The organism is Mesorhizobium sp. M7A.F.Ca.ET.027.02.1.1 (genome assembly GCF_004022985.1).
GTDB lineage: Bacteria > Pseudomonadota > Alphaproteobacteria > Rhizobiales > Rhizobiaceae > Mesorhizobium.
Window position 1 is genome coordinate 1 of record NZ_RZOL01000041.1, and the last position, 26,225, is coordinate 26,225.

Below are 26,225 nucleotides of genomic sequence, written 5' to 3' on the forward strand. Positions count from 1 at the left end.
CCTTGCGCCGGGTCCACGGCTTTTCCTCGATCAAAGCCAGCTCCTCGCCATACTCGCCGAATGCGAGGCGGACGAAGCGACAGGTGGCGAACATGGGATGGTGGAAAAGCGTCAGCATGGTTCCGCGATGATAAAGCGCACTGGCGAATCGCAGGGCGCACCGGTAAGTCTTGGCCGCCCGGTTAGCGGGCCGTCAGGGTGTTGCGACCTATAGGGGGACTTCAACGCCATGACAAGCAAGCCCTTCTGTCAGCCGTCACGCCAATGCCGAGGTAGCCATGGAAAGCCAGACCATCGTCGAAGCCCTGCTGCTCGGCCTGCTGGAGGGGTTGACCGAGTTCATCCCGGTGTCGTCGACCGGCCATATTCTGCTTGCCGGTCATTTCCTCGGCTTCCATTCGACCGGCAAGGCCTTCGAGATCCTAATCCAGCTCGGCGCCATCCTGGCGATCCTCAGCGTCTATTTCCGCCGCCTGTGGAAGATGCTGCTCGAACTGCCGCATGACCGGCTGACGCGGCATTTCGCCATCGGTATCCTGATCGCCTTCCTGCCGGCGGCGATCATCGGCGCGCTGGCGCATGATTTCATCAAGACGGTGCTGTTCGAATCGCCGAGGCTGATCTGCATCATGCTGATCATCGGCGGCGTCGTGCTGCTGGCGGTGGACCGCATGAACCTCAAGCCGGTCTACCGCGATGTCGAGCGCTTCCCGACCCGGCTTTACCTGCAGATCGGGCTTTTCCAGTGCCTGTCGCTCATTCCCGGTACATCGCGTTCGGGCTCGACCATCGTCGGCGCCCTGCTTTTGGGCGTCGATAAGCGCGCTGCCGCTGAATTTTCCTTCTTCCTTGCGATCCCGACCATGGTCGGCGCCTTCGCCTTCGACCTGTTCAAGAACCGCAACGTGCTGAGCAGTGCCGACCTGCCGATCATCGCCGTCGGCTTCGTCGCCGCCTTTGTCACGGCGCTCATCGTCGTGCGTTTCCTGCTCGACTACGTCTCGCGCAAAGGCTACGCGCTGTTCGGCTGGTGGCGGCTGGTGGTCGGCGGTGTCGGACTGCTGGCGTTGATGATCTGGGGTTAGCGAACGCGCATCGTTGCGAGCTCCCCCTCACCCGGATTGCCAGCCGAATTGCAAGTGCAATTCGGGGCAATCCGACCTCTCCCCGAGGGGAGAGGAGCCTGTCGGCGCCGGCACTAGTCTCTTCTCCCCAACGGGGAGAAGGTGGCCGCGAAGCGGCCGGATGAGGGGGCCGCCTCGCACAAGGGTCTGTACGGACTAACTCCTCCCGTAAAACGCGTTCTCGACATGCACCGGCCAGCGCCAGGGCAGCACCGCGACCATGTCGAAGCGCATCGACAGCCTGCCGTAGTCCGCTTGGCGCGACAGCCAGATGTCGGCCGCGCCTTCTATGCGACGTTCCGATTCATGACCGATCGCCTCCATGGCTTCCATCAGCGTGCGCCGCGCCTTGACCTCGACGAACAGCACCAGATCGCCGCGCCGCGCGATCAGGTCGATCTCGCCGAAGCGTGTGCGGTGGCGGCGCGCAAGGATTCTGTAGCCCTTCAGCATCAGTGCTGCCGCCGCCAGCCATTCGCCGCGATGACCGCGTCGATAGGCCTTTTGGCGGCTAACGCTTGGGCGCTCAGCCACTGTCGCTTTCTCCAGAAGTCTCCCTGAGGTCAAGCAGCCGCCGATAGAGGGCCTGTTTCTGGCCGCCGGTCATCTTCGCAGCTTCCGCGGCCGCCTTGGAGGCCGGCATTTCGGCGGCAAGCGACAGAAGCAGACGGTCGATGTCTTCAGGCTCGTCGACCCTGGCCTCGGCCGGACCGACGCAGACGACGATTTCGCCCTTCGGCGTATCGGCCGCAGCATAGTGGTCGGCCAGCGCCTGCAGCGTGCCGGTGCGCATCTCTTCGAAGGTCTTGGTCAATTCCCTGCCGATAGCGGCCTTGCGCTCGCCGCCGAGCGCTTCGACCATGGCAGCCAGGGAGTCAGCCAGCCGGCGCGGCGATTCAAAGAAAATCAATGTCGCCGGCACGGCCTTCAGTGCTTCCAGCCGTGTCAGCCGCTGCCCTGATTTGACCGGCAGGAAGCCGGCGAACAGGAAGGCATCCGACGGCAGGCCGGATGCCGTCAGCGCCGCCAGCGGCGCTGACGGGCCGGGGATAGGCACCACGCGAATGCCGTGGTCGAGCGCCTCGCCGACCAGCCGGTAGCCGGGATCGGACACCAGCGGCGTGCCGGCATCGGAGATCAGCGCCACGCTCTGCCCGGCCTGAAGTGCCGATATCAGCTTCGGCCCCGCCTCGCCGGCATTGTGTTCATGATAGGCCGTGGTGCGGCGGCGAATGCCGTAGCGGTCGAGCAGCACGCGCGACACCCGCGTGTCTTCGCAAGCAACGATGTCGGCGGCGGCCAGCGTCTCCAGCGCGCGCAGCGTGATGTCGGCGAGATTGCCGATCGGCGTCGCCACCAGATAGAGCGCCGGCTCCAATGGCCGTGCCGCGATCTCGGTCTGCCCGACCACATAGCTGCGCTTGCTCGTCTCTGCGGTCACCGATGACTTCTCCATTCAGCCCTGTTTGGCACGGCTGACGCGGGCTTGCAAAAGCTGACGCCGATGTAAGGAATCCGCCTTTCCTTTGCCACAGTGGGGAACCAAACCGGCGTTGGCAGATTAGCCCCCTGATTCCGGAGGAGGACAGGATGGACAGCCTGAAGATACAGGACGCTTTCGAGCCCTACTATGCCGGCCGCAAGCGCGGTGCCGCGCCCACGGCCAAGCGCCCGCCCGCCAAGACCGAGAACAGCCTGACCAAAGAGCGGACCGCGAGCACCTCGCCGACGAAGGGCAGGCTTTCGGACAGCAACAAACCAGACAGCACGACGGAGCACTGACCGGACGATGCCCAATCGCTTCGATATCTTCATCACCCGTCTTGAAACAAAGAATGCCCGCAACGGCGCGCAACTAGCCTCGATAGGCGACCAGCACCGCGCCCGCCGCGATAAGGGCGACGCCAAGCCAATTCGCTCCGGACAACCGCTCGCCGAGAAAGGCCGCGCCAAACACCGCCACAAGCACGACGCTTAGCTTGTCGATCGGCGCCACCTGCGCGGCATTGCCGATCTTGAGCGCCCGAAAGTAGCAGAGCCATGACGCGCCGGTCGCCAGACCGGACAGGCCGAGGAAAGCCCAGGTCTTTCCCGAGATCGTGGCCGGCGACTGGAACTGGCCACTGCCAAGCAGGATCGCACCGAGCACGATCAGGATGATGACCGTGCGGATGAAGGTGGCGAAATCGGAATTGATGTTCTCGATGCCAACCTTGGCGAAGATCGCCGTCAGGGCAGCGAACGCAGCCGAGAGCAATGCCCAGAATTGCCAGGAGGATACGGTCAGGTTCATCAAGGTGGCCTTCGCGGATGACGTCTCAACCGAGATACCGTGAGACGCGTGCCTTCAGAAGTGCAATCAGCTCCAGATCCATGAATTCATAGTTATCAGGTATATCCAGGCAGATCACACGGGCCTTCTTCAGGCTGGACTTGAATTTCTTCTGCAGCTTGGTGCGGTGCGCCTTTTCCATGACGAAGATGATATCGGCCCAAGCGACGAGTTCATGCGTCAGCGGCGTGTCCGCATCGTGGTTTGTCCCCGCCGAGGCCACCTCGATATCCCGGCGCGTTGAAAACACCTGTTCGGCGGTAGGGCTGCGCAAGCGGTTCTGGCTGCAGACGAAGAGGGCGTTCTTCAAGGGTTAGCGCGCCAGATCGGCGACCACGGCGTCGAGCACGATCATGCCGGCCGGTGTGGCGCGCAGGCGCGCATTGCCGATCGGCGCCACCAGCCCCTCTCCCTGCAGCATCGACAGCCGCGCGCTCGACAGGCCGCGTCCGGAGAACGCCTCGTAGCGGGAGAGGTCGATGCCTTCGGCGAGCCGCAGGCCCATCAGCAGGAATTCGTCGGCCTCTTCCGAACGCGTCAGGATTTCGCCGCCGGTGACGCCATGGCCCTTGGCCTCGACCAGATTGGCCCAGGTTTCCGGCATCCGCTCGGCGATCGTCACCGTGCGGCGGCCATGCTCGACGAAGCGGCCATGCGCGCCCGGCCCGACGCCGACATATTCGCCATAGCGCCAATAGGTGAGGTTGTGCCGGCTCTCGGCGCCCGGCCTTGCGTGGTTGGAAATCTCGTAAGCCGGCAAGCCGTGCGCCGTGGTGATCTCCTGCGTCAGCGCATAGAGGTCGGCGGCGTGGTCATTGTCGGGAATGATGAATTTCTTCGCCGCATGCAGGGCGTGGAAGGGCGTGCCTTCCTCAATGGTCAGCTGGTAGAGCGACAGATGGTCGGCGGCATGGCCGATCGCCTGTTCCAGCTCCGATGCCCAGGCCTCCGGCGTCTGACCGGGGCGGGCGTAGATGAGGTCGAAGGACAGCCTTGGGAATATTTCCCGCGCGAGGCCGATGGCGTGCAGGGCCTCATCGACATTGTGCAGCCGGCCGAGGAAGCGCAAATCCTTGTCATTCAGCGCCTGAACGCCGAGCGACACGCGATTGACGCCGGCCGTCCGGTAGCCGCGAAAGCGTTCGGCCTCGACCGAGGACGGATTGGCCTCCAGCGTCACCTCGATGCCGTCAGGCACAGTCCAGTTCTTCGCCACGGCGTCCAGAACCCTGGCCACGGTTTCCGGCTTCATCAGCGACGGCGTGCCGCCGCCGAGAAAAACGCTGGTCACCTCGCGCGGCCCGGTGCGCTCGCGCATCGTCGCCAGTTCGGCCTCGAAGGCGGCGGCAAAGCGCTCCTGGTCGACCGGCTGGTGGCGGACATGGCTGTTGAAGTCGCAATAGGGGCATTTGGCCGCGCAGAACGGCCAGTGGACATAGACGCCGAAACCGGGCGCCCGGTCGAGCACCATGCTCATGCCGAGCCCAATCTCGCCTTGGCGAATTTCTGGAAGGCACGGGCGCGGTGCGACAGCGCCGTCGGCTGGCCGGGCTTCCAGCCATGCTTTTCCTCAGCGCTCATCTCGCCGAAGGTCTTTTCGAAGCCATCGGGCAGGAACACAGGATCGTAGCCGAAGCCGAGCTCGCCACGCGGTGGCCAGACCAGCGTGCCTTCGGCCTCGCCGCGATAATATTCGGCCTCGCCGTCGGGAAACGCCAGGCAGATGACCGCGACGAAGCGTCCCTTGCGCTCTTGCGGCAAGGCCGCTCCCACTTCCTGCAGCGCCACTTCGGTGCGTTGCATGGCCATGCCGAAATCTCTGCTGCCATCCGGGGTTTCGGCCCAGTTGGCGGTGTAGACGCCGGGCGCGCCATCAAGCGCGTCGACGCACAGGCCGGAATCGTCCGACAGCGCCGGCAGGCCGGTCGCCTTGGCGGCGGCGAGCGCCTTGATGTAGGCGTTCTCCTCGAAGGTGGTGCCGGTCTCGTCCGGCTCCGGCAGGCCATACTCCTTGGCCGACTTCGCTTCGAAGCCGAACGGCCCCATCAGGTCCGCGAATTCGCGCAGCTTGCCGTCATTATGGCTGGCGACGACGATCTTCTTTCCATCGAGAGAATGCATCAAAGGCCCCAGATTCGTGGCTCGGCAAATTCGATCGAATTGCCCGAGGGGTCGCGTATATAGATCGAACGGCCGCCCTGCGGCCACTCGAATTCGCTCTCGATGGCGATCTTCTTTGCCTCCAGATGGGCTTTCCAGCCGGCGATTTCATCGCCGGTCGCCGTAAAGCACAGATGACCTTGGCCGACCGCGCCATGCGGCGGCACCGGCAGCCTGGCGTCAGGCGCCGGCGGGATCTTGGTCGCCTCGGCGTTGAAGACAAGCAGCACACCGGATCCGCAGCGGAAGAAGAGGTGGCGGCCGTCGACCTTGCCGAGGAGATTGAGGCCGAGGATGTCGGTGTAGAAGCTTTCCGCTGCGGGAAGATCGGTGACGTAGAGAGCGGATTCAAGGATCGCGGAGGGTGTCAAGAGGCGCCCCCCTCTGGCCTGCCGGCCCCGGCCCTTCGCTGCCGCTCTGGGCGTTCGTTGTTCGGAAAGCCAAGCAATTGGCTTTCCGTCCGCTTCGCGGACCACGCCTCACCCCCCTCAGGTGGGGAGATTGGCAGCTTCTGCATTGTCGCGCACCCTGCAGCGCCGGAGATTGGCGAAGACCGAAATGGCATCCGATCTCCCCCCTTGAGGGGGAGATGGCCGGCAGGCCAGAGGGGGGCGCTCAAACTCGACATCTAAAAACTAAGCCACCGCCATCTGCTGCAAACTCACCAGGCGCTGGATGCCTTTCTTGGCCAGGCCCATCAAGTCCGCGAACTGCTCTTCCGAAAAGGGCTCGCCCTCGGCGGTGCCCTGGATCTCGACGATGCCGCCCTTGCCGGTCATGACGAAATTGGCGTCGGTGCCGGCCGCGGAATCCTCGACATAGTCGAGGTCGATGACCGGCTGGCCGTCATGGATGCCGCAGGAGATCGCCGCGACATGGTCCTTCAGCACCTTGGCGACGCTGGCCATCTGGCGCGCTTCCATCCAGCGCAGGCAGTCATACAGCGCCACCCAGCCGCCGGTGATCGATGCGGTGCGGGTGCCGCCATCGGCCTGGATGACGTCGCAGTCGACGGTGATCTGCTGCTCGCCAAGCGCCTGCAGGTCGACCACGGCGCGCAGGGAACGGCCGATCAGCCGCTGGATTTCAAGCGTGCGGCCGCCCTGCTTGCCGGCCGAAGCCTCGCGGCGCATGCGCTCGCCGGTCGAGCGCGGCAGCATGCCGTATTCCGCCGTCACCCAGCCCTTGCCGGAATTGCGCATCCAGCCCGGCACTTTTTCCTCGAGGCTGGCCGTGCACAGGACATGCGTGTCGCCGAACTTCACCAGGCATGAGCCTTCGGCATGCTTGGAGACGCCGCGCTCGAAGGAGATGGCACGCATTTCGTCGAATTGGCGTTTGGAAGGGCGCATTCAGGCTGCTTTCTTGTCATTTTTCGGAATCTTGGCCGGCTTGTAACCGCATGGGCCCCGTGGCGCAAAGGAAAATGGCCTGACGATCGGACTCAGACACCGGGTGATCTCACACAGACACCGGGTTGCGCGGGTGCAGTGTAAGTCTATATCCTTGGGCCGGAGGTTTTTGGCCGTATGACCAAGGCAGTCGATCCCGCTTCGCAGTCGCCCGCGCTCCAGTCGCTCGACATGCGTTCGCGCGACATCTTCCGGCGTATCGTCGACTCCTATCTAAGGGACGGCGAACCCGTGGGCTCGCGCAGCCTGTCGCGCATCCTGCCGTCCTCGCTGTCGCCGGCGACCATCCGCAACGTCATGAGCGATCTCGAGCATCTCGGCCTGATCTACGCGCCGCACATTTCGGCCGGCCGGCTGCCGACGCAGGCCGGCCTGCGTTTCTTTGTCGATGCCTTCATGGAGCTTGGCGACCTTTCCGACGAGGAGCGCCGCGCCATCGAGGCACAGGTTCGGGCGTCCGGCTCGGGCGCGACGCTGGAACACATGCTGACCGAGGCCAGCCAGATGCTGTCGGGCATGTCGCGCGGCGCCGGCTTGGTGCTGGCCGCCAAGAACGAGGTGGCGCTGAAACACATCGAATTCATCCAGCTCGAACCGACCAAGGCGCTGGCGGTTCTGGTGTCGCAGAATGGCGACGTCGAAAACCGCGTCGTCGAGCTGCCCGCCGGCATCACCGTCTCGCAACTGCACGAGGCCTCGAATTTCCTCAACGCCCATATACGCGGCCGCACGCTGGCCGAGGCGCGGATCGAGATCGCCCGCATCAAGGAAGAAACCAGGGCCGCGCTCGACACGCTGTCGCAGGACCTGGTCGAGAAGGGGCTGGCGGTATGGGCCGGCGCCGATAGCGGCCTGCCGGCACGGCTCATCGTGCGCGGGCGCGCCAACCTGCTCGAAAACGTCACCGCCCAGGCCGACATCGAACTGCTGCGCCATCTGTTCGAGGACATGGAGACGCAGGACGGGCTTATCCAGCTGCTTGACCTCGCCGAGCAGGGCTCGGGCGTGCGCATCTTCATTGGCTCGGAAAACAAGCTGTTTTCGCTGTCGGGCTCGTCGCTGGTCGTCGCCCCATATCGCGACAAGGATGCCCGCGTCGTCGGCGCGCTCGGCGTCATCGGCCCGACCCGGCTGAACTACGCGCGCATCGTCCCAATGGTCGACTATACGGCGCAGCTGATTTCACGCATGCTGCGCTGAGCTGATCCAACCGAGGAGACGATGATGGCGCTCGAAGAATTCAAGGCCCGGATCAGCCTGCTGCTGGAGGAGATGGTCAACCAGCCGGAAGACCAGCACGAGATCCAGGAGCAGTTGCGCGAAAAACTGCAGGAAATGCGCGCCATGGGCCTGCCGCTGCCGGCCGATCTCGTCGAGTTGGAAAAACGCCTCGACGACGATTTTTACGCCGCCGGGACCTGAACCGGGAAACCGGAAGCTTCCTCCACCTCATCATGTGCCGTGGAACGATCGACGAAACCGGTCGTTCCTGTTTTCACGCCCAAACATTGGAGGACCGAATGATGCGTTTTGCCGGCCCCGCACTTTCCGCCGCACTGTTTCTCTCGACCGCTTCATTCGCCCAGCAGGCGGACGAGCCGGTGCTGAAAGGCGCGGACGCCTTCGGTGACTGGCGAGCCGACAAGCCGGGCACACGCCGGCTGATCAGGCCGGATGATCTGCCTAAACCCTATGCCAACAGATCGACCTCTAACAGCGCTGGCGTCGCGGACATGCCGGCAGACGCGAAGCTGCAACTGCCGCCGGGATTCTCGGCCGAGCTGGTTGTATCGGGCATCGACAATCCACGCGTCGTGCGCGTCGCGCCGAATGGCGACCTGTTCGTCGCCGACAGCAAAGCCAATCAGGTCCGCATCTATCGCCTCGCCGAAGGCAGGGCGAAGCCGACACAGGACGGCATCTTTGCAGGCAATCTCAAACGGCCCTATGGCATTGCCTTCTATCCGCCGGGCGCTGACCCGCAATGGGTCTATGTCGCCAATAGCGACAGCATCGTGCGCTTTGCCTACCGCAATGGCGACCTGAAGGCCTCCGGCGATCCGGAAACCATCGTCGGCAACATCCCTGCCAGTCATCACTGGACCCGCGACATCGCCTTCTCGCCGGATGGCAAGACGCTTTATCTGTCGGTCGGCTCGGGATCGAATGTGGCCGAGCGCATGGGCAAGGAACCGAAGGGCGGCCTCGACGCCTGGGCGAAATCGCAGCCGCTCGGCGCCACATGGGGATCCGAGGACGGCCGCGCCGGCGTGCTGGCCTTCGATCCCGATGGCAAGAATGGCCGCATCCTTGCCACCGGCCTGCGCAACTGCTCGGGCATGACCGTGCAGCCGGCGACCGGCGCGCTGTGGTGCGTCGTCAACGAACGCGATGCGCTTGGCGACAATGTGCCGCCCGAATACGCGACCGTGGTCAAGGAGGGCGCCTTCTATGGCTGGCCCTGGTACTATATTGGCGACAATGAGGATCCGCGCCACAAGGGTGAGCGCCCCGATCTTGCCGGCAAAACGACCGTTCCCGATGTGCTGATGCAGGCGCATTCGGCTCCGCTCAACATCGCCTTCTACGAAGGGAAGAGCTTTCCGGCCAAATACAAGGGCGATGCTTTCGTCGCTCTGCACGGTTCATGGAACCGCGGCAACCGGACCGGCTACAAGGTGGTGCGATTGCTGTTCAAGGACGGCAAGCCGACCGGCGAATATGAGGATTTCATCACCGGCTTCGTCTCCAACGGCGAGGTCTGGGGCCGGCCGGTCGGTGTGGCGGTGACCATGGATGGCGCGCTGATCGTCACCGAGGACGGCAACGGTACCATCTGGCGTGTCACCCATGGCGACGGTCGCTCCTGAGCAATTTTACCTGGACCGCACAGCCCCCTCACCCGGATTGCCAAAACCGAATTGCAACAGCAATTCGGGGCAATCCGACCTCTCCCCGAGGGGAGAGGAGTCAGCAGGCGCTGGCGCCCGTCTCTTCTCCCCTCGGGGAGAAGGTGGCCGCGAAGCGGCCGGATGAGGGGGCTTCGTGAGGCGAGGCCCCCGATATCTGGTGCAATAGAATCCGACCCCAGGGAATTCAATCTTAGCCGGTCCCATGCGACAAGGCATTCTGATCTGAGACGAATGCCATGACCCTTACCGGATTCCTCGCCTACAGCGCCGCCCTCGGCATCGCAGCCGCGATCCCTGGTCCCGGCATCACCGCGCTGGTCGCGCGTGCGCTCGGCTCCGGCTTCCGCTCGTCGCTGGCGATGTCGTTTGGCCTGATGGTTGGCGACATCACCTATCTGACCGCCGTGGTGCTCGGCCTCGCCTTCGTCGCACAGAGTTTCGGCATGGTTTTCCTGGCCATCAAATGGCTCGGCGTCGCCTATCTCGCCTTCCTCGGCTGGCGCTTCTGGAACAGCGGCATCACGTCCGAGACCGTCGAAGCCCGAACGGGCAGGGCGGGATTGCTGTCGAGCTTTGCCGCCGGCCTGACTGTCACGCTCGGCAATCCGAAGACGATGATCTTCTATCTCGCCATCACGCCGACCATCGTCGACCTGAAAACCATCACGCTGGCAGACTATGGTATCCTCGTCGCGCTGACCGTTGTCGTGCTGTTGGTGGTGCTGGTGCCGTATCTTGCGCTGGCTGCCAAGGCGCGCTGGTTCCTGAAATCTCCGCGCGCGCTCAAGGCGCTGAACCGCACGGCTGCCGGCTTCATGGTCGGTGCCGCTGCAGCGATTGCCGCCCGCCAATAGCGAGCTTTCGGCCAAAGCATTTCGCAAACAGGCCTTTGCGGGAAATGCTTTTCCGAGACGGCACTGTTTTAGACACAGGTCCCACTCGGATATTTCCAATCGACAGTCTATCTTGCACGGTCGAAGGTCCTATCTTGCCTGCAATTCCACTTGCCTGAAATCCTTACTCGCCTGAAGTTCTGGGAGCGAAACAAATGAAGAAGCCCGCCACATCAGCCCGTGTGCCCGGCCGCGGCCGCGTCTACGATTCCATCACCGACACGATCGGCGATACGCCCCTGGTGCGGCTCGACAAGTTCGCCCGGGAAAAGGGCATCGTCGCCAATCTCATCGCCAAGCTCGAATTCTTCAATCCGATCGCCTCGGTCAAGGACCGCATCGGCGTGGCGATGATCGAGGCGCTGGAGGCGTCGGGCAAGATCTCTCCCGGCAAGACCACGCTGATCGAACCGACGTCGGGCAACACCGGCATCGCGCTTGCCTTCGCCGCTGCCGCCAAGGGCTATAAGCTGATTCTGACGATGCCCGAAACGATGTCGATCGAGCGCCGGAAAATGCTGGCGCTGCTGGGCGCCGAACTGGTGCTGACAGAAGGCCCGAAAGGTATGAAGGGCGCCATCGCCAAGGCCGACGAACTGGCAGCGACGATCCCCAACGCGATCATCCCGCAGCAGTTCGAGAACCCGGCCAATCCAGAAATCCACCGCACGACGACGGCCGAGGAAATCTGGAACGATACGCATGGCGAGGTCGATATCTTCGTCGCCGGTATCGGCACCGGAGGCACCATCACCGGCGTCGGCCAGGTGCTGAAGAAGCGCAAGCCCTCCGTGCATGTCGTCGCCGTCGAGCCGGACTCCTCGCCTGTTCTGTCGGGCGGCCAGCCCGGCCCGCACAAGATCCAGGGCATCGGCGCCGGCTTTGCGCCCAAAATCCTCGACACGACGATCTATGACGAGATCGTCAAAGTGTCGAACGAGGATTCCGTGGCCAATGCCCGCCTCGTCGCCCGCCTCGAAGGCGTGCCGGTCGGCATCTCTTCGGGCGCCGCCCTGCAGGCGGCCATCGTCGTCGGCTCGCGGCCGGAGAACAAGGGCAAGAACCTTGTGGTGGTCATCCCGTCCTTCGCCGAGCGTTATCTGTCGACCATCCTGTTCGAGGGGCTGGGATCGTAATCCGACGCTTCTTCGTGACCAAGCTGGCCCGCTGAAAAAACGCCCGTGGCCGCCATCGGCGGCTTGAGGGCGACACCGCTTCCGGTTCATATCTCCCCCGGCCTGCTTTGCGCAGGTCGGGGGAGAATTTATGTACAAGCTTTATACCCGTCCCGGCAGCGGCGGCTTCGTGGTCGAGGCAGCGCTGGCGCTGGCCAATGTACCATTTGAGCAGATCGACGTGCCGAAGACCGACCGGCCCGATCCCGCCTTCCTCGACATCAGTCCGTTGAACCAGGTGCCGGTGCTGACCTTGCCCGACGGAAGCTCGATGACCGAATCCGCAGCGATCTGCATCGTGCTTGCCGAGCGCCACCCCAACGCCAATTTGGCGCCGGGAGCAGAAGCGCCTGCCCGCGCGGATTTCCTGCGCTGGATGGCCTTTATGTCGTCTGTGCTCTATTCGGCGGTGCTGCGTTTCTACTACGCATACCGCTACACTGCCGATCCCGAAGGCACCAAGGCGGTCAAGCAGGCGGCCGTGGCCGAGATGGACCGCGGCTTTGCCGTTCTCGATGCCGCGCTCGAAGGCCGTGACTGGCTGGTCGGTGACCGGATGTCGCTGGCCGACATCTATCTGGTCATGCTGGTGGCCTGGTATCCCGACATCGACAGCGCGCGGACGGCATGGCCGAACATCGAACGCCTGTGGGCGCGGCTGCGCGACCATCCGCTGATGAAGACGCTCAACACCTCGCACGAGATGTGGCCGGGCTGAAGCTCAATTTCTGAGCACCGCTCTTTTTCCTTGCAGGAACCGGCGCACCGCCGGGTCGCGCTCGAGGCCGATCGCCCGGTCATAGGCTTCGCAGGCTTGCGGTACCTGACCAAGCCTGGCCAGGAGACCGGCGCGTGCGGCCCAATAGGGCTGGTACTCGTCAAGCCGCTTGTCGTCGCCCAGCACGTAAAGAGCCGCCAATCCGGCCACTGCGCCCTCGGCCTCGGCGATCGCCACCGCGCGGTTTATCGCCACCACCGGCGATCCTGCGATCGAAAGCAGCGCGTCGTAGAGTTCCTGGATCGCCACCCAGTCGGTGCGGCCGGTGAGCCTTCGTGCCGCATGCGCGGACTGCACGGCCGCCTCAAGCTGGTAGCGGCCGATGACGCCCTTGGCCGCGGCGTGGGAAAGCAGCGCTTCCGCCTCGTCGATGAGGGCACGGTCCCATAGAAGGCAATCCTGCTCCGCCAACGGCACGAAGTCGCCTTCGGCGCTGCGCCGTGCGGCGCGGCGAGACTCGGCAAACAGCATCAGCGACAACAGGCCCAGTGCCTCCGGTTCCTCCGGCATCAGCGAGGCCACCAACCGGCCGAGCCAGATGCCTTCGGTCGCCAGGTTGCGGCGCCGCGTTTCGGTGCCGGCCGGATCGGACCAGCCTTCGGCGAAGGCGGCATAGATCGCCTCCAGCACCGCGTCCAGCCTTTCGCCGAGTTCGGCCCGCTCCGGCACGCGGAACGGAATGCCGGTTTCACGGATGCGGCTCTTGGCCCGCACCAGGCGCTGGCCCATGGTTGCGGGGGAGACCAGGAAGGCGGAGGCGATCGTCGCGGCGTCGAACCCCAGCACCGTCTGCAGAATGAGCGGCGAACGTACGCTCGATTCGATCGCCGGATGGGCGCAAGCGAACATCAGCCGCAGCCGATCGTCGGGCAGGTCTTCCTCGGTCATGCGTGCCTCCGCCTCCTGCGCAATCAGCTTGAGATGCTCGCGACCGGCCTCGCTGGTGAGCCGCCGCCGCCCCGCATCGACACGGCGCCGCCGCGCCACCGCCAGCAGCCAGGCTTCCGGCTTTTCCGGCACGCCGGTTCGCGGCCAGCGCTCGAGGGCGGCGGCAAAGGCATCGGCCAGCGCGTCCTCGGCGGCGGCCACGTCGCGCGTGCGCGCAGCGAGCCAGGCGACCAGCTTGCCGTAGCTCTGCCGGGCGGCAGCCTCGGCGGCCGCCCGGGCGGTCTCGGAGCGACTGTCCATCACATCGTCATTTCTCAGACAGGTACTCGGTCAGTTCCCAGATCGGCCGCAGCTCGACAGTGCCGGCGCTGGCCGCCGGGCAGCGCGCCGCCCAGGCGATCGCGGCGTCGGCATCCGCGGCCTCGATCATGTAGAAGCCTGCAAGCTGCTCCTTGGTGTCAGCATAGGGGCCGTCGAGGACGTTGGTCTTGCCACCAGCCACCCGAACCGAGGTGGTCGCCTGACTCGGGCGCAGCCGGTCACCGGCCAGCCACGCGCCGGATTTCTTCAGGGCCTCAGTATAGGCGCCATAGGCGGCACTCATCTGGTAGGTCGCCTCGGCCGGGGCATTCGCCATCGCGGCTTCGTCGGCGTAAATCAAAATCATGTATCGCATGGTCTTCTCCCGTTGTTTCGAAGGCCGCGTCGTTGCGAGCCGGACGTATGTCGCGCAGCAGCGCACGATTTCGACAGGCTGCGGAAAAACTTTCCGCTCCGACGGATTTTTGTGCAAGCCGCCATCTGCTTCCCGATCTCTCAACCGTTCGTCTAACGAGCACAATTGCGGGTTGGCATTTCCGGCCCACTGTCTAAACTCGCCCCGGTTCGCACCTGGGAGGCGGTGCGGTCGTCGATATTTCAGGGAGGGAAATCGGATGTTTCATTTCAGAACGAAACTTGTTGCAGCCGGCGCTGTGGCGCTGTCACTTGGCCTTGGCGCTGTGTCGGCAGGAGCCCAGGAATTCATCAACGTGCTGACCGGCGGCACATCCGGCGTCTATTATCCGCTCGGCGTGGCGTTGTCGGAAATCTACGGCAAGGGCATCGAAGGCGCGCGCACCCAGGTGCAGGCGACCAAGGCTTCGGTTGAAAACCTCAATCTGCTGCAGCAGGGCAAGGGCGAGATCGCTTTTGCGCTCGGCGATTCCGTCAAGATGGCCGCCGAAGGCAATGCCGAGGCCGGTTTCCCAGGCAAGCTCGACAAATTGCGCGGCATCGCCGCCATCTATCCCAATTACATCCAGATCGTCGCCAGCCAGGAGTCCGGCATCAAGACGCTGGCCGACCTCAAGGGCAAGAGCCTGTCGGTCGGCGCACCGGCGTCGGGCACCGAACTCAATGCGCGCGCGATCTTCGCCGCCGCGGGGCTGAAATACGAGGATCTCGGCCGAGTCGAATACCTGCCCTTCGCCGAATCGGTCGAGCTGATCAAGAACCGGCAGCTCGACGCCACGCTGCAATCGGCCGGGCTCGGCGTCGCCTCGATCCGCGACCTCGCCACCTCGGTGCCGATCAATGTCGTGGCGGTGCCGGCCGAGGATGTTGCGAAGATCGGCTCGCCCTATCTTTCGGTGGTCATTCCCAAGGGTACCTATGAGGGCCAGAGCGAGGATGTCGCCACCGCCGCCGTCGGCAATTTCCTCATCACCCGCGCCGATGTCTCCGACGAAACCGCCTATCAGATGACCAAGCTGATGTTCGACCATCTCGACCAACTGGCCGCGGCCCATGCCGCCGCCAAGGCGATCGACCCGGCCAAGGCGCTCGCCGGCATGCCGGTGCCGCTGCACCCCGGCGCTGAGCGTTATTACAAGGAGAAGGGGTTGTTGAAATAGCGGAGCATGGCTCGGCTATCTGAGATGCCCGGCAGGGCAGAGGGGGGCGCCTGGCGCTACAATTCGCTTGCTTTGGAGTGCGTCGGATGAGCGAAATAACCGACGGCAAATCCGCCACCTTCCATCTGCCTGCCGTCGAAGAACAAGTCGAAGGACTGCCACCCGGCTTCGGCGACGGCATCGCCGGCAAGGCCGCCTTTCTCATCGCCGTCGCCTTTTCCGTGTTCCAGATCTATGTCGCCGCCTATGGCAGCATTCCGAGCCAGGTGGTGCGGGCCATGCATGTCGGCTTCCTGCTGCTGCTCGGCTTCGGCCTGATCGCCAACCTGCGCGCCAAGAGCATGCCGGCCAAAGCAGCGTTCTGGGCGCTCGGCGCGCTCGGCTTCGGCACCGGCCTGTACAATTGGGTGTTCTACACCGACCTCATCCGCCGCTCCGGCTTCCTGACCACGCCGGATCTCATCGTCGGCGCGGTGCTGGTGGTGCTGGTCTTCGAGGCGGCGCGGCGGCTGATGGGGCTGCCGCTGGCGATCATCGCCTTCATCTTTCTCGCCTACTGCTTTTTCGGCAACCATCTGCCGCCGCCGCTCGTCCATCGCGGCTATGATTTCGCCCAGCTGGTCGACACCTTCGCCTACGGCACCGAAGGCATCTACGGCACGCCGATCTATGTCTCGGCCGCCTACATCTTCATCTTCGTTGTCTTTGCCGCCTTTCTCGAACGCGCCGGCATGATCGCGCTGTTCAACGATTTCGCGCTCGGCCTTGTCGGCACGTGGCGCGGCGGCCCGGCGCAGGTCTGCGTGCTGTCGTCGGCGCTGATGGGCACGATTTCCGGCTCGGGCGTCGCCAATGTGGTGGCCAGCGGCCAGTTCACCATCCCGCTGATGAAGCGCTTCGGCTTCCGCTCGGCCTTTGCCGGTGCCGTCGAGGCGACCTCCTCCATGGGCGGCCAGATCATGCCGCCGGTGATGGGCGCGGTCGCCTTCATCATGGCCGAGACGCTGAACGTGCCTTATGCCGATGTGGTCAAGGCGGCGATCATCCCAGCGCTGCTCTATTTCGGCGCGTGCTTCTGGCAGGTGCATCTGGAAGCCGGCAAGGCCGGGCTGCACGGCATGGCCAAAGCGGAGCTGCCCAATCCATGGGACGCGGTGCGGCAACACTGGCCGCTGGTGCTGCCACTGGCAGCCCTGATCTACCTGCTGTTTGCCGGCTATACACCGATCTTCGCCGGCACGATGGGCCTGGCGCTGACCATCGTGCTCATCCTCGGCACGCCGCTGGCAGCAGCGATCGGACCGCTCGCCTTCCGCATCGTCTTCTGGATAGCGCTCGGGCTTGCCGCCGCTTCGTTCATGAAGTTCGGCGTCAACCTCCTCGGCCTGGTGATCGCCGCACTGGTCGTCGCCTGCTTCACGTTCAGGGGCGGCCGCGAGACGTTGCAAATCTGCGTCGACTCGCTCGCCGAAGGGGCCAAGAACGCGCTGCCGGTCGGCATTGCCTGCGCCATCGTCGGCATCGTCATCGGCACGCTGACGCTGACCGGCATCGCTTCGACCTTCATCGGCTGGATCATCTCGATCGGCGAGAACAATCTGTTCCTGTCGCTGTTGCTGACCATGCTCACCTGCCTGGTGCTGGGCATGGGCATCCCGACCATTCCCAACTACATCATCACCTCGTCGTTGGCCGGGCCGGCGCTGCTGGAACTCGGCGTGCCGCTGCTGGTCAGCCACATGTTCGTCTTCTATTTCGGCATCATGGCCGATCTGACGCCGCCAGTGGCGCTGGCCGCCTTTGCCGCGGCACCCATGGCTAGGGAAAGTGGCCTGAAGATCGGCATCCAGGCGACTAAACTCGCCATTGCCGGCTTCGTCGTGCCGTTCATGGCGGTCTACACGCCGGCTCTGATGCTGCAGGATGCCGGGCCGATCGCCGCCCAGTTCGGCTATCCCGTCGAGGTCGCCTACATCGTCGCCAAGGCCTGCATGGGCATCGTGCTGTGGGGTGCCGCCGCCGTCGGCTTTCTCGCCCGCCGCATGGCGGGGTGGGAACGCCTGCTTGCCTTCGCCGCCGGCGTGCTTCTGGTCGCCGCGGTGCCGCTGACCGACGAGGCCGGCTGGGCGCTGGCGCTGGCCTGGATCGGCTGGCACTGCTTTCGTGCGCGGCAGGCTTCAGTCAAAACATGAGCCTTTGCATCCTGGCCGCCGGCAAGATGGTGACGTTCTCCGTCGCCGCCTTTACGCTGTCCTGGACGCATTCGGTGGAACGGACGCGCTGGGAGGAAGACTGGAAGGTCACGCCTATCGGCCTGCAGCTGGTCGAGGCGCGGGTCAAGGGCTCGGGCGCCGGCATGGAGCCATCGGAAGGCGCGGTGCTGAAGAATGGCTGGTGGGCCTACACGCCCACGGTCGGCCCACAGCGGCGCGTCATACTCGCCGCCTCCGGCGCAACCGGCGACGGCTGGACGCTGTGCTCGGTTCAAGGCTGTAGGGAACTGGGCAAGGCGGCCGGCGATACAATCGCGCTGGAGCCGTGCGGATCGGACGGCACGAGCCAGCCGCGGTAGCATAATCAAGCCGGTGAGCGGCGGCTCATTCTCCAGCAGCCACACCCCCAGCCAAGGAACCGCTCGCGCAGCTCCGGAGAAGGAACCTCGCAGCTGTCCTTCCTGCCGAACAGCGCGTAGCGATTCCTGGCAACGCGATCATAGAGCCAGTCGCGCAGCGGGCGCGGCAGCAGCAGCAGCGTTTTTGCCGCCCGCCAGGGCCAGCCGAGTTCCGCCTTGACAGCGACGAAGCTGTCGAGCCGCGTGAAGGCGACGCCGTCGATCAGGACGAGGTTGGTTTCGTAAGAGTCCGTGCGCAGTCCATGCTTCCGAAACAGCGTTTCACCGAAGGGCGACTGCGCGGTGGCGAAGCGGAAACGGCCTTGGCGATCGAGCCTGACCACCATGCGCACGAAGCCTGAGCAGAGCACGCAGACGCCATCGAAAACGATCAATCGATGGCGTGCGTCGAGAGTTGTTCCGGAGGGACGATTTGACTGGGGTCGACTGGGTTGGGAATGGTCGGTCACGCTGGCCTCGGCTGCTCGTGTCCTATGACACTAAGCCGGCCAGCGTCGGTATCAAAGCCGTGGCGATGTCGCACGGCGCCTGTCGGCGAGAGCGGGACGCTCGGCGCGATAGGTGGTGGCGCGGATAGAGGCGGCCGGCCTGCAGATCCTGCTGTCGTGGCGATTTTCGAAAGCCATGATCAGTGCGCGCCCAGCGAGTTGCCGCGACGGGCGCAAGCAGGGCCGGGCCCGCGCATGTAATAGCGCTCGGGCCGATAGGTCGGCGCGACGAATTCGCGGATGGCGGCGGCATAGCCGATGAGGTGCGCGAGGAAGTTCATTACCCTTGTCCCTGTCCCGATTTTCGGATGTCCCTTCCGAATTGCGGTCATCATAGCGTCGAGGCGTGAATAGTCGGTGAACGTGATGTTAATATCTGGTCGAAAATGCCTCGCTCGTGGCTGGATTGCGGCTGATTCGGGGTCTTTCGGTGCAGTTCGTCGGCATTCCGGCCAATGTGACTTTTGCATCACATATGTTTCGTTTGAATGTCGCGCGCGCGCGGTTCTGTTTCAACTTTTGCCGCGCCCGCGAAATTCAGGTGCTGGCGGCCATAAGGCCTCGGGCGCGCCCTTGGCATCCAGATCGGTCCGTGAGCGCGGAACTGGAGCGCGGTCTGTCCGTTCTCACCTTCATCTGGTTGTGGAAGGGAGATATCATGGCGCCGCGTCCGGCCTGGAGAGGCTATTTAAAGCTTTCGCTGGTCACCTGTGCCGTCGAACTCACCAATGTCGTCACCCACACGGAGCGGGTCTCGTTTCGGATTCTCAACCGCAAGACCGGCAACACGGTGAAGCGCCTCTATGTCGATGCCGAAACCGGCAAGCCTCTGGGGGAGGATGACGAGATCAAGGGCTATGAACTCGACGATGGCGATTTCATCCATATCGAGGAAGACGAGATCGAGGCGGTGCAGATCGAATCCTCGCACACGATGGCGCTCGACGGTTTCGTCGACAAAGCTTCGATCCAGCAGATCTATCTCGATACGCCCTATTATGTCGCCCCGGCCGACAAGGTGTCGGAAGAAGCGTTCGCCGTCATTCGCGACGCGATGGCGGGCAAGAAGATGGCCGGGTTGGCGCGTATCGTGCTCTACCGACGCGAACGGCCGGTGGTTATCGAGCCGCTCGGCAAAGGCATGGTGCTGACGACGCTGCGCTACGACAACACGGTGCGCCAGCAGGACACCGTCTTCGGCGACATCGAGTCGGTGAAGACCGATCAGGAGATGACCGACCTCGCCGAGTTGATCATCGACAAGAAGAAGACGAAGTTCGATCCCTCGAAATTCGACGACAAATACGAGGACGCGCTGCTGGAGCTGATCCGCGCCAAGAAGGCTGGCCACAAGGCGCCGAAGGCCAAGGCGGCGCCCAAGCCTTCCAATGTCGTCAATCTGTTCGACGCGCTGAAGAAGAGCCTGTCAGATTCCGGATCATCGAAAAAGCCTTCGTCGGCGAAAGCCAAGCCGGCGGCCAAACGCGCCAAGCCGAAAGCCAGCGCGCCCAAACGCAAATCGGCCTGAGGAACCCAACGGATGGCCAGCCTCGAGCAATATCACTCCAAGCGCGATTTCAAGAAAACCGCCGAACCGGCCGGCAAGGTCGCCCGGACCAAGCAGGGCGGCGCGGGCGGCATCTTCGTCATCCACAAGCATGCCGCGACGCGGCTGCATTACGACCTGCGGCTCGAGCATGACGGCGTGCTGTGGAGCTGGGCGGTGACGCGCGGCCCGAGCCTTGATCCGCATGAGAAGCGACTGGCCGTGCATGTCGAGGATCACCCGATCGACTATGCGCCGTTCGAGGGCACCATTCCCAAGGGCGAATATGGCGGCGGTTCGGTCATCGTTTGGGACGAGGGCACCTGGACCCCCGAGATCGACCCGGCCAAGGCGATGAAGAAGGGCCATATCAGCTTCGAGCTCAAGGGACACAAGCTGCATGGGGCATGGCATCTGGTGCGACTGAAGCCGCGTGCGGGTGAAAAGCGCGACAACTGGCTGCTGATCAAGTCGGACGATGCCGCAGCGCGTCCGGGCGAAGACATCCTCAAGGAGGCGCCGGAATCGGTGAAGTCGGGCCTGACCATCGAGGAGGTCGGCCAGGGCAAGACCGCGAAGGGTGAGAAGCCGAAGGTCTGGCATTCCAACAAGCCGGCCGCCGGCAAGACGAAGGCCGCGGGCAAGAAACTCGACTTCATCGAGCCGCAGCTGGCCACGCTGGAGCGCGATGCGCCGCCGGGCAAGGACTGGCTGCATGAGGTGAAGTTCGACGGCTACCGCATGCAGGCACAGATCGCCGGCACCGACGTGCGGCTGCTGACCCGGACCGGCCTCGACTGGACGAAGAAGTTCGGCGGCGAGATCGTCGCGGAGTTGGCCGCGCTGAAGTGCAGCGACGCCATCATCGATGGCGAGGTGGTCGTGCTGGCCGACAGCGGCGTCTCGTCTTTCGCGCTGTTGCAGCAGGATCTGTCGGCGAAGCGGACGAATCGCTTCATCTATTACGTATTCGATCTGATGCGCCTCGATGGAAGGGATTTGCGGCGCGAGCCGCTGGTCGAGCGCAAGCAGGCCTTGCAGGATTTGCTCGGCAAGCAGTCCGACAATCCGGCGGTCCGCTTCAGCGACCACTTTTCCGAACCCGGCAAGATCATGCTGGAGCATGCCTGCCGGATGGGCCTGGAAGGCGTCGTCTCCAAGCGTGCCGATGCACCCTATCGCAGCGGCCGCGGCCCGACCTGGGTGAAGTCGAAATGCACGGCGCGGCAGGAATTCGTCATCGGCGGCTATCTGCCGTCGGACAAGACCGGGCGCGGCCTGCGCTCGATCCTGGTCGGCTTCCACGAGGGCGGCAAGCTGCATTATGCCGGGCGCGTCGGCACTGGTTTCTCCGGCAAGGGCGCCAATGAGCTGAAGGCAAAACTCGATGCATTGACGGCAAAAACATCGCCCTTCTCCACCGCGGTGCCGAAGGGCAAAGGCCTGGTCTGGGTCAAGCCCGAACTTGTCGGCGAAGTGGAGTTTCGCAGCTGGACCTCGGACCGTATAATACGCCACGCCTCGTTCCAGGGATTGCGCGAGGACAAGCCGGCGGAGGAAGTCGTGCAGGAAAAGCCCGAAGCGTCGACAGGCAAGCCATCGACAGGCAAGAGCACGGCCAAGCCGGCATCGGGTGGCAAAGCCGCCGGATCGATGACGACCACGGTAAAACTCTCGCATCCCGACAAGCTGCTGTGGCCGGACGAAAACATATCCAAGCAGGGCCTGCTCGACCATTACGCGCAGGTTTGGCCGCGCATGGAACAGTTTGTCGTCAACCGGCCGCTCAGCCTGGTGCGGGCGCCGGACGGTGTCGGTGGCCAGCGTTTCTTCCAGAAACATGCCTCGGCCGGTATGAGCGACAAGATCGCGCGCATGAAGGATCCGACTGACGGCGAGGAGATCTTGTACATCCGGGATTTCGATGGTGTCGCCGCATTGGTCCAGTATGGCGTGGTCGAGATCCACATCTGGGGGTGCACGATCGACGAGATCGAAAAGCCCGACCAGATCATCTTCGATCTCGATCCCGATGAAGGTGTCGACGTGAAAGCGGTCCGCGAGGCGGCACTCGATATCAGGGGCAAGCTCGACGAGCTGTCGCTGCCGAATTTCGTCAAGACTTCGGGCGGCAAGGGTTTTCACGTCATGGTGCCGCTGAGACCAGCGTCGGATTGGGAGGAGGTCAAAACCTTCGCCCATGATTTTGCCCGTGCGCTGGAGCAGGGTGCCCCCGACCGCTACACGGCGACGCTGTCGAAAAAAGCGCGTACGGGAAAGATCTTCGTCGACTATCTGCGCAATGGCAGGGGCTCGACGACGGTCGCGCCCTATTCGTCACGCGCCAAGAAGGGCGCCACGGTGTCGATGCCGGTGACGTGGCCAGAGATCGAGGCCGGCTTGGCGCCGAACGCTTTCCCGATCGGCGACAAGACTACGCTGAAACAGCTGGCGAAAGCCGATCCGTGGTCGGATTTCTTTAAGCAGGGCAAGGCTCTGAGGCGGGGTTAACGCTTCGCCCGTTCAGGACAGAAACACCCTCTCAAACGCCTGTCTACCCGGCGGCGAGAAGATCACCGCGCGGCTGTCCTTCTCGCGGCGCGCCCATTTCTCGGCCAGGATCTTCTCGAGGATGGCGGCGCCCAGCGTGCCGGCGAGGTGCGAACGGCGCACGCTCCAGTCGAGGCAGGCGCGGCACACCGGCCGGCGCGGCTTGGTATAAACGTCGATGCCTATCGCCGCGAAATGCGAAGCCGCCGATGGCCCGAGCCTGATCTCCTGTTCGTCGCGGACCAATACGTTTTTGGCGACGAGCCGATCGAGCATCGCCACCGCCTGCTCGCCGGCGAGGTGATCGTAGCAGACGCGCGCCACGCGCATGGCGCCATCGCGCGGACCCGGGCGCACACGCCTTGGACCGACGGCTTCCGCGACGCCTGTGATGGCTTCGATCATGCCCGCCACCTGCGGTCCGGCGAGGCCGTAATAGCGATGCCGGCCCTGGCTCGCCACCGTGAGCAGCCCACCTTCCATCAGTTTGCCCAGGTGCGAGCTGGCGGTCGGCAGCGAAACGCCGGCCTCGAGCGCCAGTTCGCTCGCCGTCAGCGCCGTGCCGCCCATCAGGGCATTCAGCATGTTTGCCCGTGCCGGGTCGCCGACCAGGCTGGCGATGCGGGCGATGTCGGGTCCTTCACGCATAGTTCGTTCCTCATCGAAGCGTTCTTGTCAGATAATCACTATTCTCAGGTGAGATCAAGGAGACGATGATGGCCGAACGAACCGCTTTCCCCTCAGCCCCGCTCCCCAGCCGTCAATTCTTCCCGTTCGTCAGCTGGCTGCGTTCGCGGCAGCTGGCCCGCTGGTATGACCGCCATTTGCAGCGTCTGGACCTTGCCTAGATCGATGATCATCAGCTGCGCGATCTTGGGCTAGCGCGGCAAGACGTGCGCCGCGAATGCGCGAAGTCCTTCTGGCAGCCCTAGCAGACCAGACGACACAACGTTTCGATGCCGCTCGAACTATCGACGCACCCCAAGGAGACCACAATGACCATCACCTGCTTCATCCGCTACGAGATCGACCCGTTCGGCAAGGCGGCCTTCGAGGAGTATGCGCGCAATTGGGGCCAGGCCATTCCACGCTGCGGCGCCGATCTGATCGGTTACTACGCGCCGCATGAGGGCTCGGCGACGACCGCGTATGCCGCCTACAACATCGAGAGCCTGGCGGCCTACGAAGCCTATCGCGCCCGGCTTGCCGCCGATCCCGCCGGCAAGGCAAACTACGAATTCGCCAAGCGCGAGAGATTCATCCTGAAGGAGGATCGCATGTTCCTGAAACTGGCCTCAGGCCCGCACGCGAAACTGGTGCTGCCGTGATTGCCGTCATCTTCGAAGTCGAGCCGGCGGAAGGCCGGCGCGACGCCTATCTGAGCATCGCCGCGGACCTGCGTCCACTGCTCGACGGCATCGACGGCTTTCTTTCCATCGAGCGTTTCCAGAGCCTGGCCGATCCGAACCGCATCCTGTCGCTGTCATTCTGGCGCGACGAGGAAGCCGTGAAGGCCTGGCGCAACACCGAGGAACACCGGCAGGCGCAGAAGGCCGGCCGTGGCGGTATCTTTACCGGCTACCGATTGCGCATCGCCCATGTGGTGAGGGATTATGGGCTGACGGAGAGGGACGAGGCGCCTAGGGATAGCCGGGCGGTGAATGGGTGAGTGGCAAGTTTCTTCCTTCTCCCCCTGTGGGAGAAGGTGTCGCCGCAGGCGACGGATGAGGGGTGTTCCAGGGAACGCCAACGTCTCACTCCGCTGGAACACCCCTCATCCGTCTCGGCGCTGCGCGCCGATCCACCTTCCCCCACAAGGGGGGAAGGGAAAAAGCTATGCATTCCCGATCAGCACGCCGGCCGCGAACACCAGGGCGCCGCCCAGCACCACCTGGAAGGCGGCACGCAGGAAAGGCGTCTGCATGTAGCGGTTCTGGACAAAGGCGATCGCCCACAATTCGAAGAACACCACCACCGCGGCAACCCCGGTGGCCGTCCAGAAATGCGGAATGACATAGGGGAGCGCGTGTCCGAGACCGCCCAGCGTCGTCATGATGCCGACGGTCAGACCGCGCTTGATCGGCGAGCCGCGGCCCGACAGCTTGCCGTCGTCGGAAGCGACTTCGGTGAAGCCCATCGAAATGCCGGCGCCGATCGAGGCGGCAAGCCCGACCAGCAGCGTCTGCCAGGTGTCGTGCGTGGCAAAGGCAGCGGCAAAGATCGGCGCCAGAGTGGACACCGACCCGTCCATTAGCCCGGCCAGCCCTGGTTGCACATAGGTGAGGATGAACTGGCGCTGCTCGGCGCTGGCCTCCTCGGCCTTGACGGCGCCCGGCACATGTTTCTGCTCCAGCCGCTGCGCCAGGGTCTCATGGCCCAGTTCGGCCACCGCCAGATCATCAAGCAGTTTTCGCGTCGAAGCATCTACCGTGCGCTTGGCCGCCTCGACATAGAAAAGGTAGGCTTGCCGCTCCATCGCCTCGGCATGGCTGCGCACGTGCTCGATGCCAAGCGGCCGGACCAGCCAGTCGGGCTTGCGCTCGTAATAACCCTTCACATGTTCGCGCCGGATCAGCGGTATGCGCTCGCCGAACCGCTTGCGGAAAAGCTCGATCAACGCATCGCGATGGCCATCCTCTTCCTCGGCCATCTCCTCGAACACTTTTGCCGATTGCGGGAAGTTTTCCGTCAGCCCGTCGGCATAGGCCCGGTAAATGCGACCGTCATCCTCCTCGGAGGAAATGGCCAGCGCCAGGATCTCCTGTTCGGAGAGCGATTCGAAGGGGCGGCGGCCGAAGCCGAAAACACGGGAAAGCATGAGGAATTCACCCTAGTTTAGAACAGTTCTAAACTAGGGTTTTGAACACCTTCGGTCAATTGTCCGCTTGGGTCGCGGTCAAGAATTGTTGAAGCCCCGCGCCCGCGGTGGCCCTTCATTATCAGTGAATGTTCACCTATATTGCTGGACTCAAGCCAAGAACAAGGAACCGGCAGATGACGGCAAAACAGCCTCCGCACCCCTATGATCCCAAGCCCGTTCTCGATCTCATCGCCAGCATCGAGGCCGACCTGCAGCGCCTGAAGGGGCTGGTCGAGCAGCAGGTCGAGAAATTCGACCCCGCCAACCCGCACAACAAGGCGCCGGACGGCAAACTGACGGAGGAGGGCGTCGAGTGCTGCTACCGCATGTTCGACGAGGGCAAGTCGCGCTACTCGGTCGCCCAGCAGATGAAGATATCCTTTGCCGCCGCCAGCCACCGTTTCAACAACTGGCGCAAGCTGGGTGGGAGCAAGCGGCAGAGGACTTTGCTTGGCTAGAATTGGGTGGCCAATTTGCCGATCTCGGCGCCGCACCCCCTTGCAACGCTGAAGATTGGCGAAACCAAAGGCGACAGCGTCCTTCTCCCCGTTTACGGGGAGAAGGTGGCGGCAGCCAGATG

At 64.0% G+C, this 26,225-nt stretch carries 30 protein-coding genes and 1 pseudogene; 16 read left to right on the plus strand and 15 right to left on the minus strand.

All coding sequences use genetic code 11. The annotated features are described in order from the left end of the window. Positions 1-154, minus strand: a pseudogene (locus EN749_RS38635) (glutathione S-transferase family protein); the annotation flags it as partial. A 124-nt stretch (positions 155-278) separates the two neighbouring features. On the opposite strand from EN749_RS38635, the gene EN749_RS07370 reads away from it, so the two are divergent. Next, positions 279-1,085, plus strand: a complete 807-nt coding sequence (locus EN749_RS07370) for an undecaprenyl-diphosphate phosphatase (protein ID WP_127808451.1) — start codon at positions 279-281, stop codon at positions 1,083-1,085. A 195-nt stretch (positions 1,086-1,280) separates the two neighbouring features. On the opposite strand, the gene EN749_RS07375 is transcribed toward EN749_RS07370, so the two are convergent. Then, the gene (locus tag EN749_RS07375; RefSeq protein ID WP_127808452.1) at positions 1,281-1,658 is read right to left on the minus strand and encodes a YraN family protein; all 378 of its coding nucleotides are present in this window, start codon (positions 1,656-1,658) and stop codon (positions 1,281-1,283) included. Continuing rightward, positions 1,651-2,580 carry a 16S rRNA (cytidine(1402)-2'-O)-methyltransferase gene (gene rsmI, locus EN749_RS07380; RefSeq protein ID WP_127382148.1) on the minus strand — a complete coding sequence of 310 codons (930 nt, stop codon included), beginning with the start codon at positions 2,578-2,580 and terminating at the stop codon, positions 1,651-1,653. Before rsmI ends, EN749_RS07375 begins: the two co-directional genes overlap by 8 nt. A gap of 134 nt (positions 2,581-2,714) precedes the next feature. Between rsmI and EN749_RS07385 the strand changes: the two genes are divergently transcribed. Further along, positions 2,715-2,906, plus strand: coding sequence for a hypothetical protein (locus EN749_RS07385; RefSeq protein WP_127808453.1), 192 nt, complete (start codon positions 2,715-2,717; stop codon positions 2,904-2,906). A gap of 73 nt (positions 2,907-2,979) precedes the next feature. Here EN749_RS07385 and EN749_RS07390 read toward each other — a convergent pair whose 3' ends face one another. From EN749_RS07390 to rph, 6 genes are all read right to left on the minus strand, one after another. Further along, positions 2,980-3,417 carry an EamA family transporter gene (locus tag EN749_RS07390; RefSeq protein ID WP_127808454.1) on the minus strand — a complete coding sequence of 146 codons (438 nt, stop codon included), beginning with the start codon at positions 3,415-3,417 and terminating at the stop codon, positions 2,980-2,982. A gap of 25 nt (positions 3,418-3,442) precedes the next feature. After that, positions 3,443-3,766 carry a low molecular weight protein tyrosine phosphatase family protein gene (locus EN749_RS07395; RefSeq protein WP_127808455.1) on the minus strand — a complete coding sequence of 108 codons (324 nt, stop codon included), beginning with the start codon at positions 3,764-3,766 and terminating at the stop codon, positions 3,443-3,445. A gap of 3 nt (positions 3,767-3,769) precedes the next feature. Continuing rightward, the gene (gene hemW / locus EN749_RS07400) at positions 3,770-4,933 is read right to left on the minus strand and encodes a radical SAM family heme chaperone HemW (protein WP_128362855.1); all 1,164 of its coding nucleotides are present in this window, start codon (positions 4,931-4,933) and stop codon (positions 3,770-3,772) included. Further along, positions 4,930-5,577, minus strand: a complete 648-nt coding sequence (gene rdgB / locus EN749_RS07405; RefSeq protein WP_128362856.1) for an RdgB/HAM1 family non-canonical purine NTP pyrophosphatase — start codon at positions 5,575-5,577, stop codon at positions 4,930-4,932. The genes hemW and rdgB overlap by 4 nt, the downstream gene beginning before the upstream one ends. Next, complete coding sequence (locus tag EN749_RS07410) at positions 5,577-5,987, minus strand: VOC family protein (RefSeq protein WP_127396274.1); 411 nt, start codon at positions 5,985-5,987, stop codon at positions 5,577-5,579. The genes rdgB and EN749_RS07410 overlap by 1 nt, the downstream gene beginning before the upstream one ends. Before the next feature lie 264 nt (positions 5,988-6,251). Further along, positions 6,252-6,968 carry a ribonuclease PH gene (gene rph, locus EN749_RS07415; RefSeq protein WP_127396273.1) on the minus strand — a complete coding sequence of 239 codons (717 nt, stop codon included), beginning with the start codon at positions 6,966-6,968 and terminating at the stop codon, positions 6,252-6,254. A 177-nt stretch (positions 6,969-7,145) separates the two neighbouring features. Between rph and hrcA the strand changes: the two genes are divergently transcribed. From hrcA to EN749_RS07445, 6 genes are all read left to right on the plus strand, one after another. After that, positions 7,146-8,228, plus strand: a complete 1,083-nt coding sequence (gene hrcA / locus EN749_RS07420; protein ID WP_023814157.1) for a heat-inducible transcriptional repressor HrcA — start codon at positions 7,146-7,148, stop codon at positions 8,226-8,228. Positions 8,229-8,252: 24 nt separating this feature from the next. After that, complete coding sequence (locus EN749_RS07425; RefSeq protein WP_023814156.1) at positions 8,253-8,450, plus strand: hypothetical protein; 198 nt, start codon at positions 8,253-8,255, stop codon at positions 8,448-8,450. Between the two features lie 98 nt (positions 8,451-8,548). After that, the gene (locus EN749_RS07430; RefSeq protein ID WP_128362857.1) at positions 8,549-9,898 is read left to right on the plus strand and encodes a sorbosone dehydrogenase family protein; all 1,350 of its coding nucleotides are present in this window, start codon (positions 8,549-8,551) and stop codon (positions 9,896-9,898) included. Positions 9,899-10,176: 278 nt separating this feature from the next. After that, entirely contained in the window at positions 10,177-10,794 is a 618-nt protein-coding gene (locus EN749_RS07435; protein ID WP_128362858.1) for a LysE family translocator, read from the plus strand. 194 nt (positions 10,795-10,988) lie between these two features. Next, positions 10,989-11,969 carry a cysteine synthase A gene (gene cysK / locus EN749_RS07440; protein ID WP_127267553.1) on the plus strand — a complete coding sequence of 327 codons (981 nt, stop codon included), beginning with the start codon at positions 10,989-10,991 and terminating at the stop codon, positions 11,967-11,969. 130 nt (positions 11,970-12,099) lie between these two features. Next, complete coding sequence (locus EN749_RS07445; protein ID WP_127398827.1) at positions 12,100-12,726, plus strand: glutathione S-transferase family protein; 627 nt, start codon at positions 12,100-12,102, stop codon at positions 12,724-12,726. A gap of 3 nt (positions 12,727-12,729) precedes the next feature. Here EN749_RS07445 and EN749_RS07450 read toward each other — a convergent pair whose 3' ends face one another. Both EN749_RS07450 and EN749_RS07455 read right to left on the minus strand, forming a co-directional pair. After that, positions 12,730-13,974, minus strand: coding sequence for an RNA polymerase sigma factor (locus EN749_RS07450; protein WP_128362859.1), 1,245 nt, complete (start codon positions 13,972-13,974; stop codon positions 12,730-12,732). Between the two features lie 7 nt (positions 13,975-13,981). Continuing rightward, positions 13,982-14,350, minus strand: coding sequence for a YciI family protein (locus EN749_RS07455; protein WP_127267556.1), 369 nt, complete (start codon positions 14,348-14,350; stop codon positions 13,982-13,984). 259 nt (positions 14,351-14,609) lie between these two features. On the opposite strand from EN749_RS07455, the gene EN749_RS07460 reads away from it, so the two are divergent. The 3 genes from EN749_RS07460 (at position 14,610) to EN749_RS07470 (ending at position 18,141) form a co-directional block, all read left to right on the plus strand. Continuing rightward, the gene (locus EN749_RS07460) at positions 14,610-15,569 is read left to right on the plus strand and encodes a TAXI family TRAP transporter solute-binding subunit (protein ID WP_127395885.1); all 960 of its coding nucleotides are present in this window, start codon (positions 14,610-14,612) and stop codon (positions 15,567-15,569) included. A gap of 86 nt (positions 15,570-15,655) precedes the next feature. After that, complete coding sequence (locus tag EN749_RS07465; RefSeq protein WP_127395884.1) at positions 15,656-17,761, plus strand: TRAP transporter permease; 2,106 nt, start codon at positions 15,656-15,658, stop codon at positions 17,759-17,761. Next, entirely contained in the window at positions 17,758-18,141 is a 384-nt protein-coding gene (locus tag EN749_RS07470) for a DUF1850 domain-containing protein (protein ID WP_128362860.1), read from the plus strand. The genes EN749_RS07465 and EN749_RS07470 overlap by 4 nt, the downstream gene beginning before the upstream one ends. Before the next feature lie 5 nt (positions 18,142-18,146). On the opposite strand, the gene EN749_RS07475 is transcribed toward EN749_RS07470, so the two are convergent. Together EN749_RS07475 and EN749_RS07480 are read right to left on the minus strand one after the other, a co-directional pair. Beyond that, positions 18,147-18,575, minus strand: a complete 429-nt coding sequence (locus EN749_RS07475) for a DCC1-like thiol-disulfide oxidoreductase family protein (RefSeq protein WP_281061874.1) — start codon at positions 18,573-18,575, stop codon at positions 18,147-18,149. Between the two features lie 254 nt (positions 18,576-18,829). Beyond that, positions 18,830-18,970: a hypothetical protein gene (locus EN749_RS07480; protein WP_013528645.1), complete on the minus strand. Its 141-nt coding sequence runs from the start codon at positions 18,968-18,970 to the stop codon at positions 18,830-18,832. 377 nt (positions 18,971-19,347) lie between these two features. Here EN749_RS07480 and EN749_RS07485 point away from each other — a divergent pair, with 377 nt between their 5' ends. Together EN749_RS07485 and ligD are read left to right on the plus strand one after the other, a co-directional pair. Further along, positions 19,348-20,217 carry a Ku protein gene (locus EN749_RS07485; protein ID WP_128362862.1) on the plus strand — a complete coding sequence of 290 codons (870 nt, stop codon included), beginning with the start codon at positions 19,348-19,350 and terminating at the stop codon, positions 20,215-20,217. A 12-nt stretch (positions 20,218-20,229) separates the two neighbouring features. Further along, entirely contained in the window at positions 20,230-22,746 is a 2,517-nt protein-coding gene (gene ligD / locus EN749_RS07490) for a DNA ligase D (protein WP_128362863.1), read from the plus strand. 12 nt (positions 22,747-22,758) lie between these two features. On the opposite strand, the gene EN749_RS07495 is transcribed toward ligD, so the two are convergent. After that, a complete protein-coding gene (locus EN749_RS07495) occupies positions 22,759-23,433 on the minus strand; it encodes a winged helix-turn-helix domain-containing protein (protein WP_127395879.1) in 675 nt (224 codons plus the stop codon). Positions 23,434-23,780: 347 nt separating this feature from the next. Between EN749_RS07495 and EN749_RS07505 the strand changes: the two genes are divergently transcribed. Together EN749_RS07505 and EN749_RS07510 are read left to right on the plus strand one after the other, a co-directional pair. After that, a complete protein-coding gene (locus tag EN749_RS07505; RefSeq protein WP_013528650.1) occupies positions 23,781-24,113 on the plus strand; it encodes an NIPSNAP family protein in 333 nt (110 codons plus the stop codon). Then, positions 24,110-24,454, plus strand: coding sequence for an antibiotic biosynthesis monooxygenase (locus tag EN749_RS07510; protein ID WP_127383493.1), 345 nt, complete (start codon positions 24,110-24,112; stop codon positions 24,452-24,454). The genes EN749_RS07505 and EN749_RS07510 overlap by 4 nt, the downstream gene beginning before the upstream one ends. A 165-nt stretch (positions 24,455-24,619) precedes the next feature. Here the strand turns inward: EN749_RS07510 and mbfA are convergent, their stop codons facing one another. Beyond that, positions 24,620-25,603, minus strand: a complete 984-nt coding sequence (gene mbfA, locus EN749_RS07515; RefSeq protein WP_128362864.1) for an iron exporter MbfA — start codon at positions 25,601-25,603, stop codon at positions 24,620-24,622. Positions 25,604-25,779: 176 nt separating this feature from the next. Here mbfA and EN749_RS07520 point away from each other — a divergent pair, with 176 nt between their 5' ends. Beyond that, the gene (locus tag EN749_RS07520; protein WP_024502197.1) at positions 25,780-26,103 is read left to right on the plus strand and encodes a hypothetical protein; all 324 of its coding nucleotides are present in this window, start codon (positions 25,780-25,782) and stop codon (positions 26,101-26,103) included. Positions 26,104-26,225 lie beyond the last annotated feature (122 nt).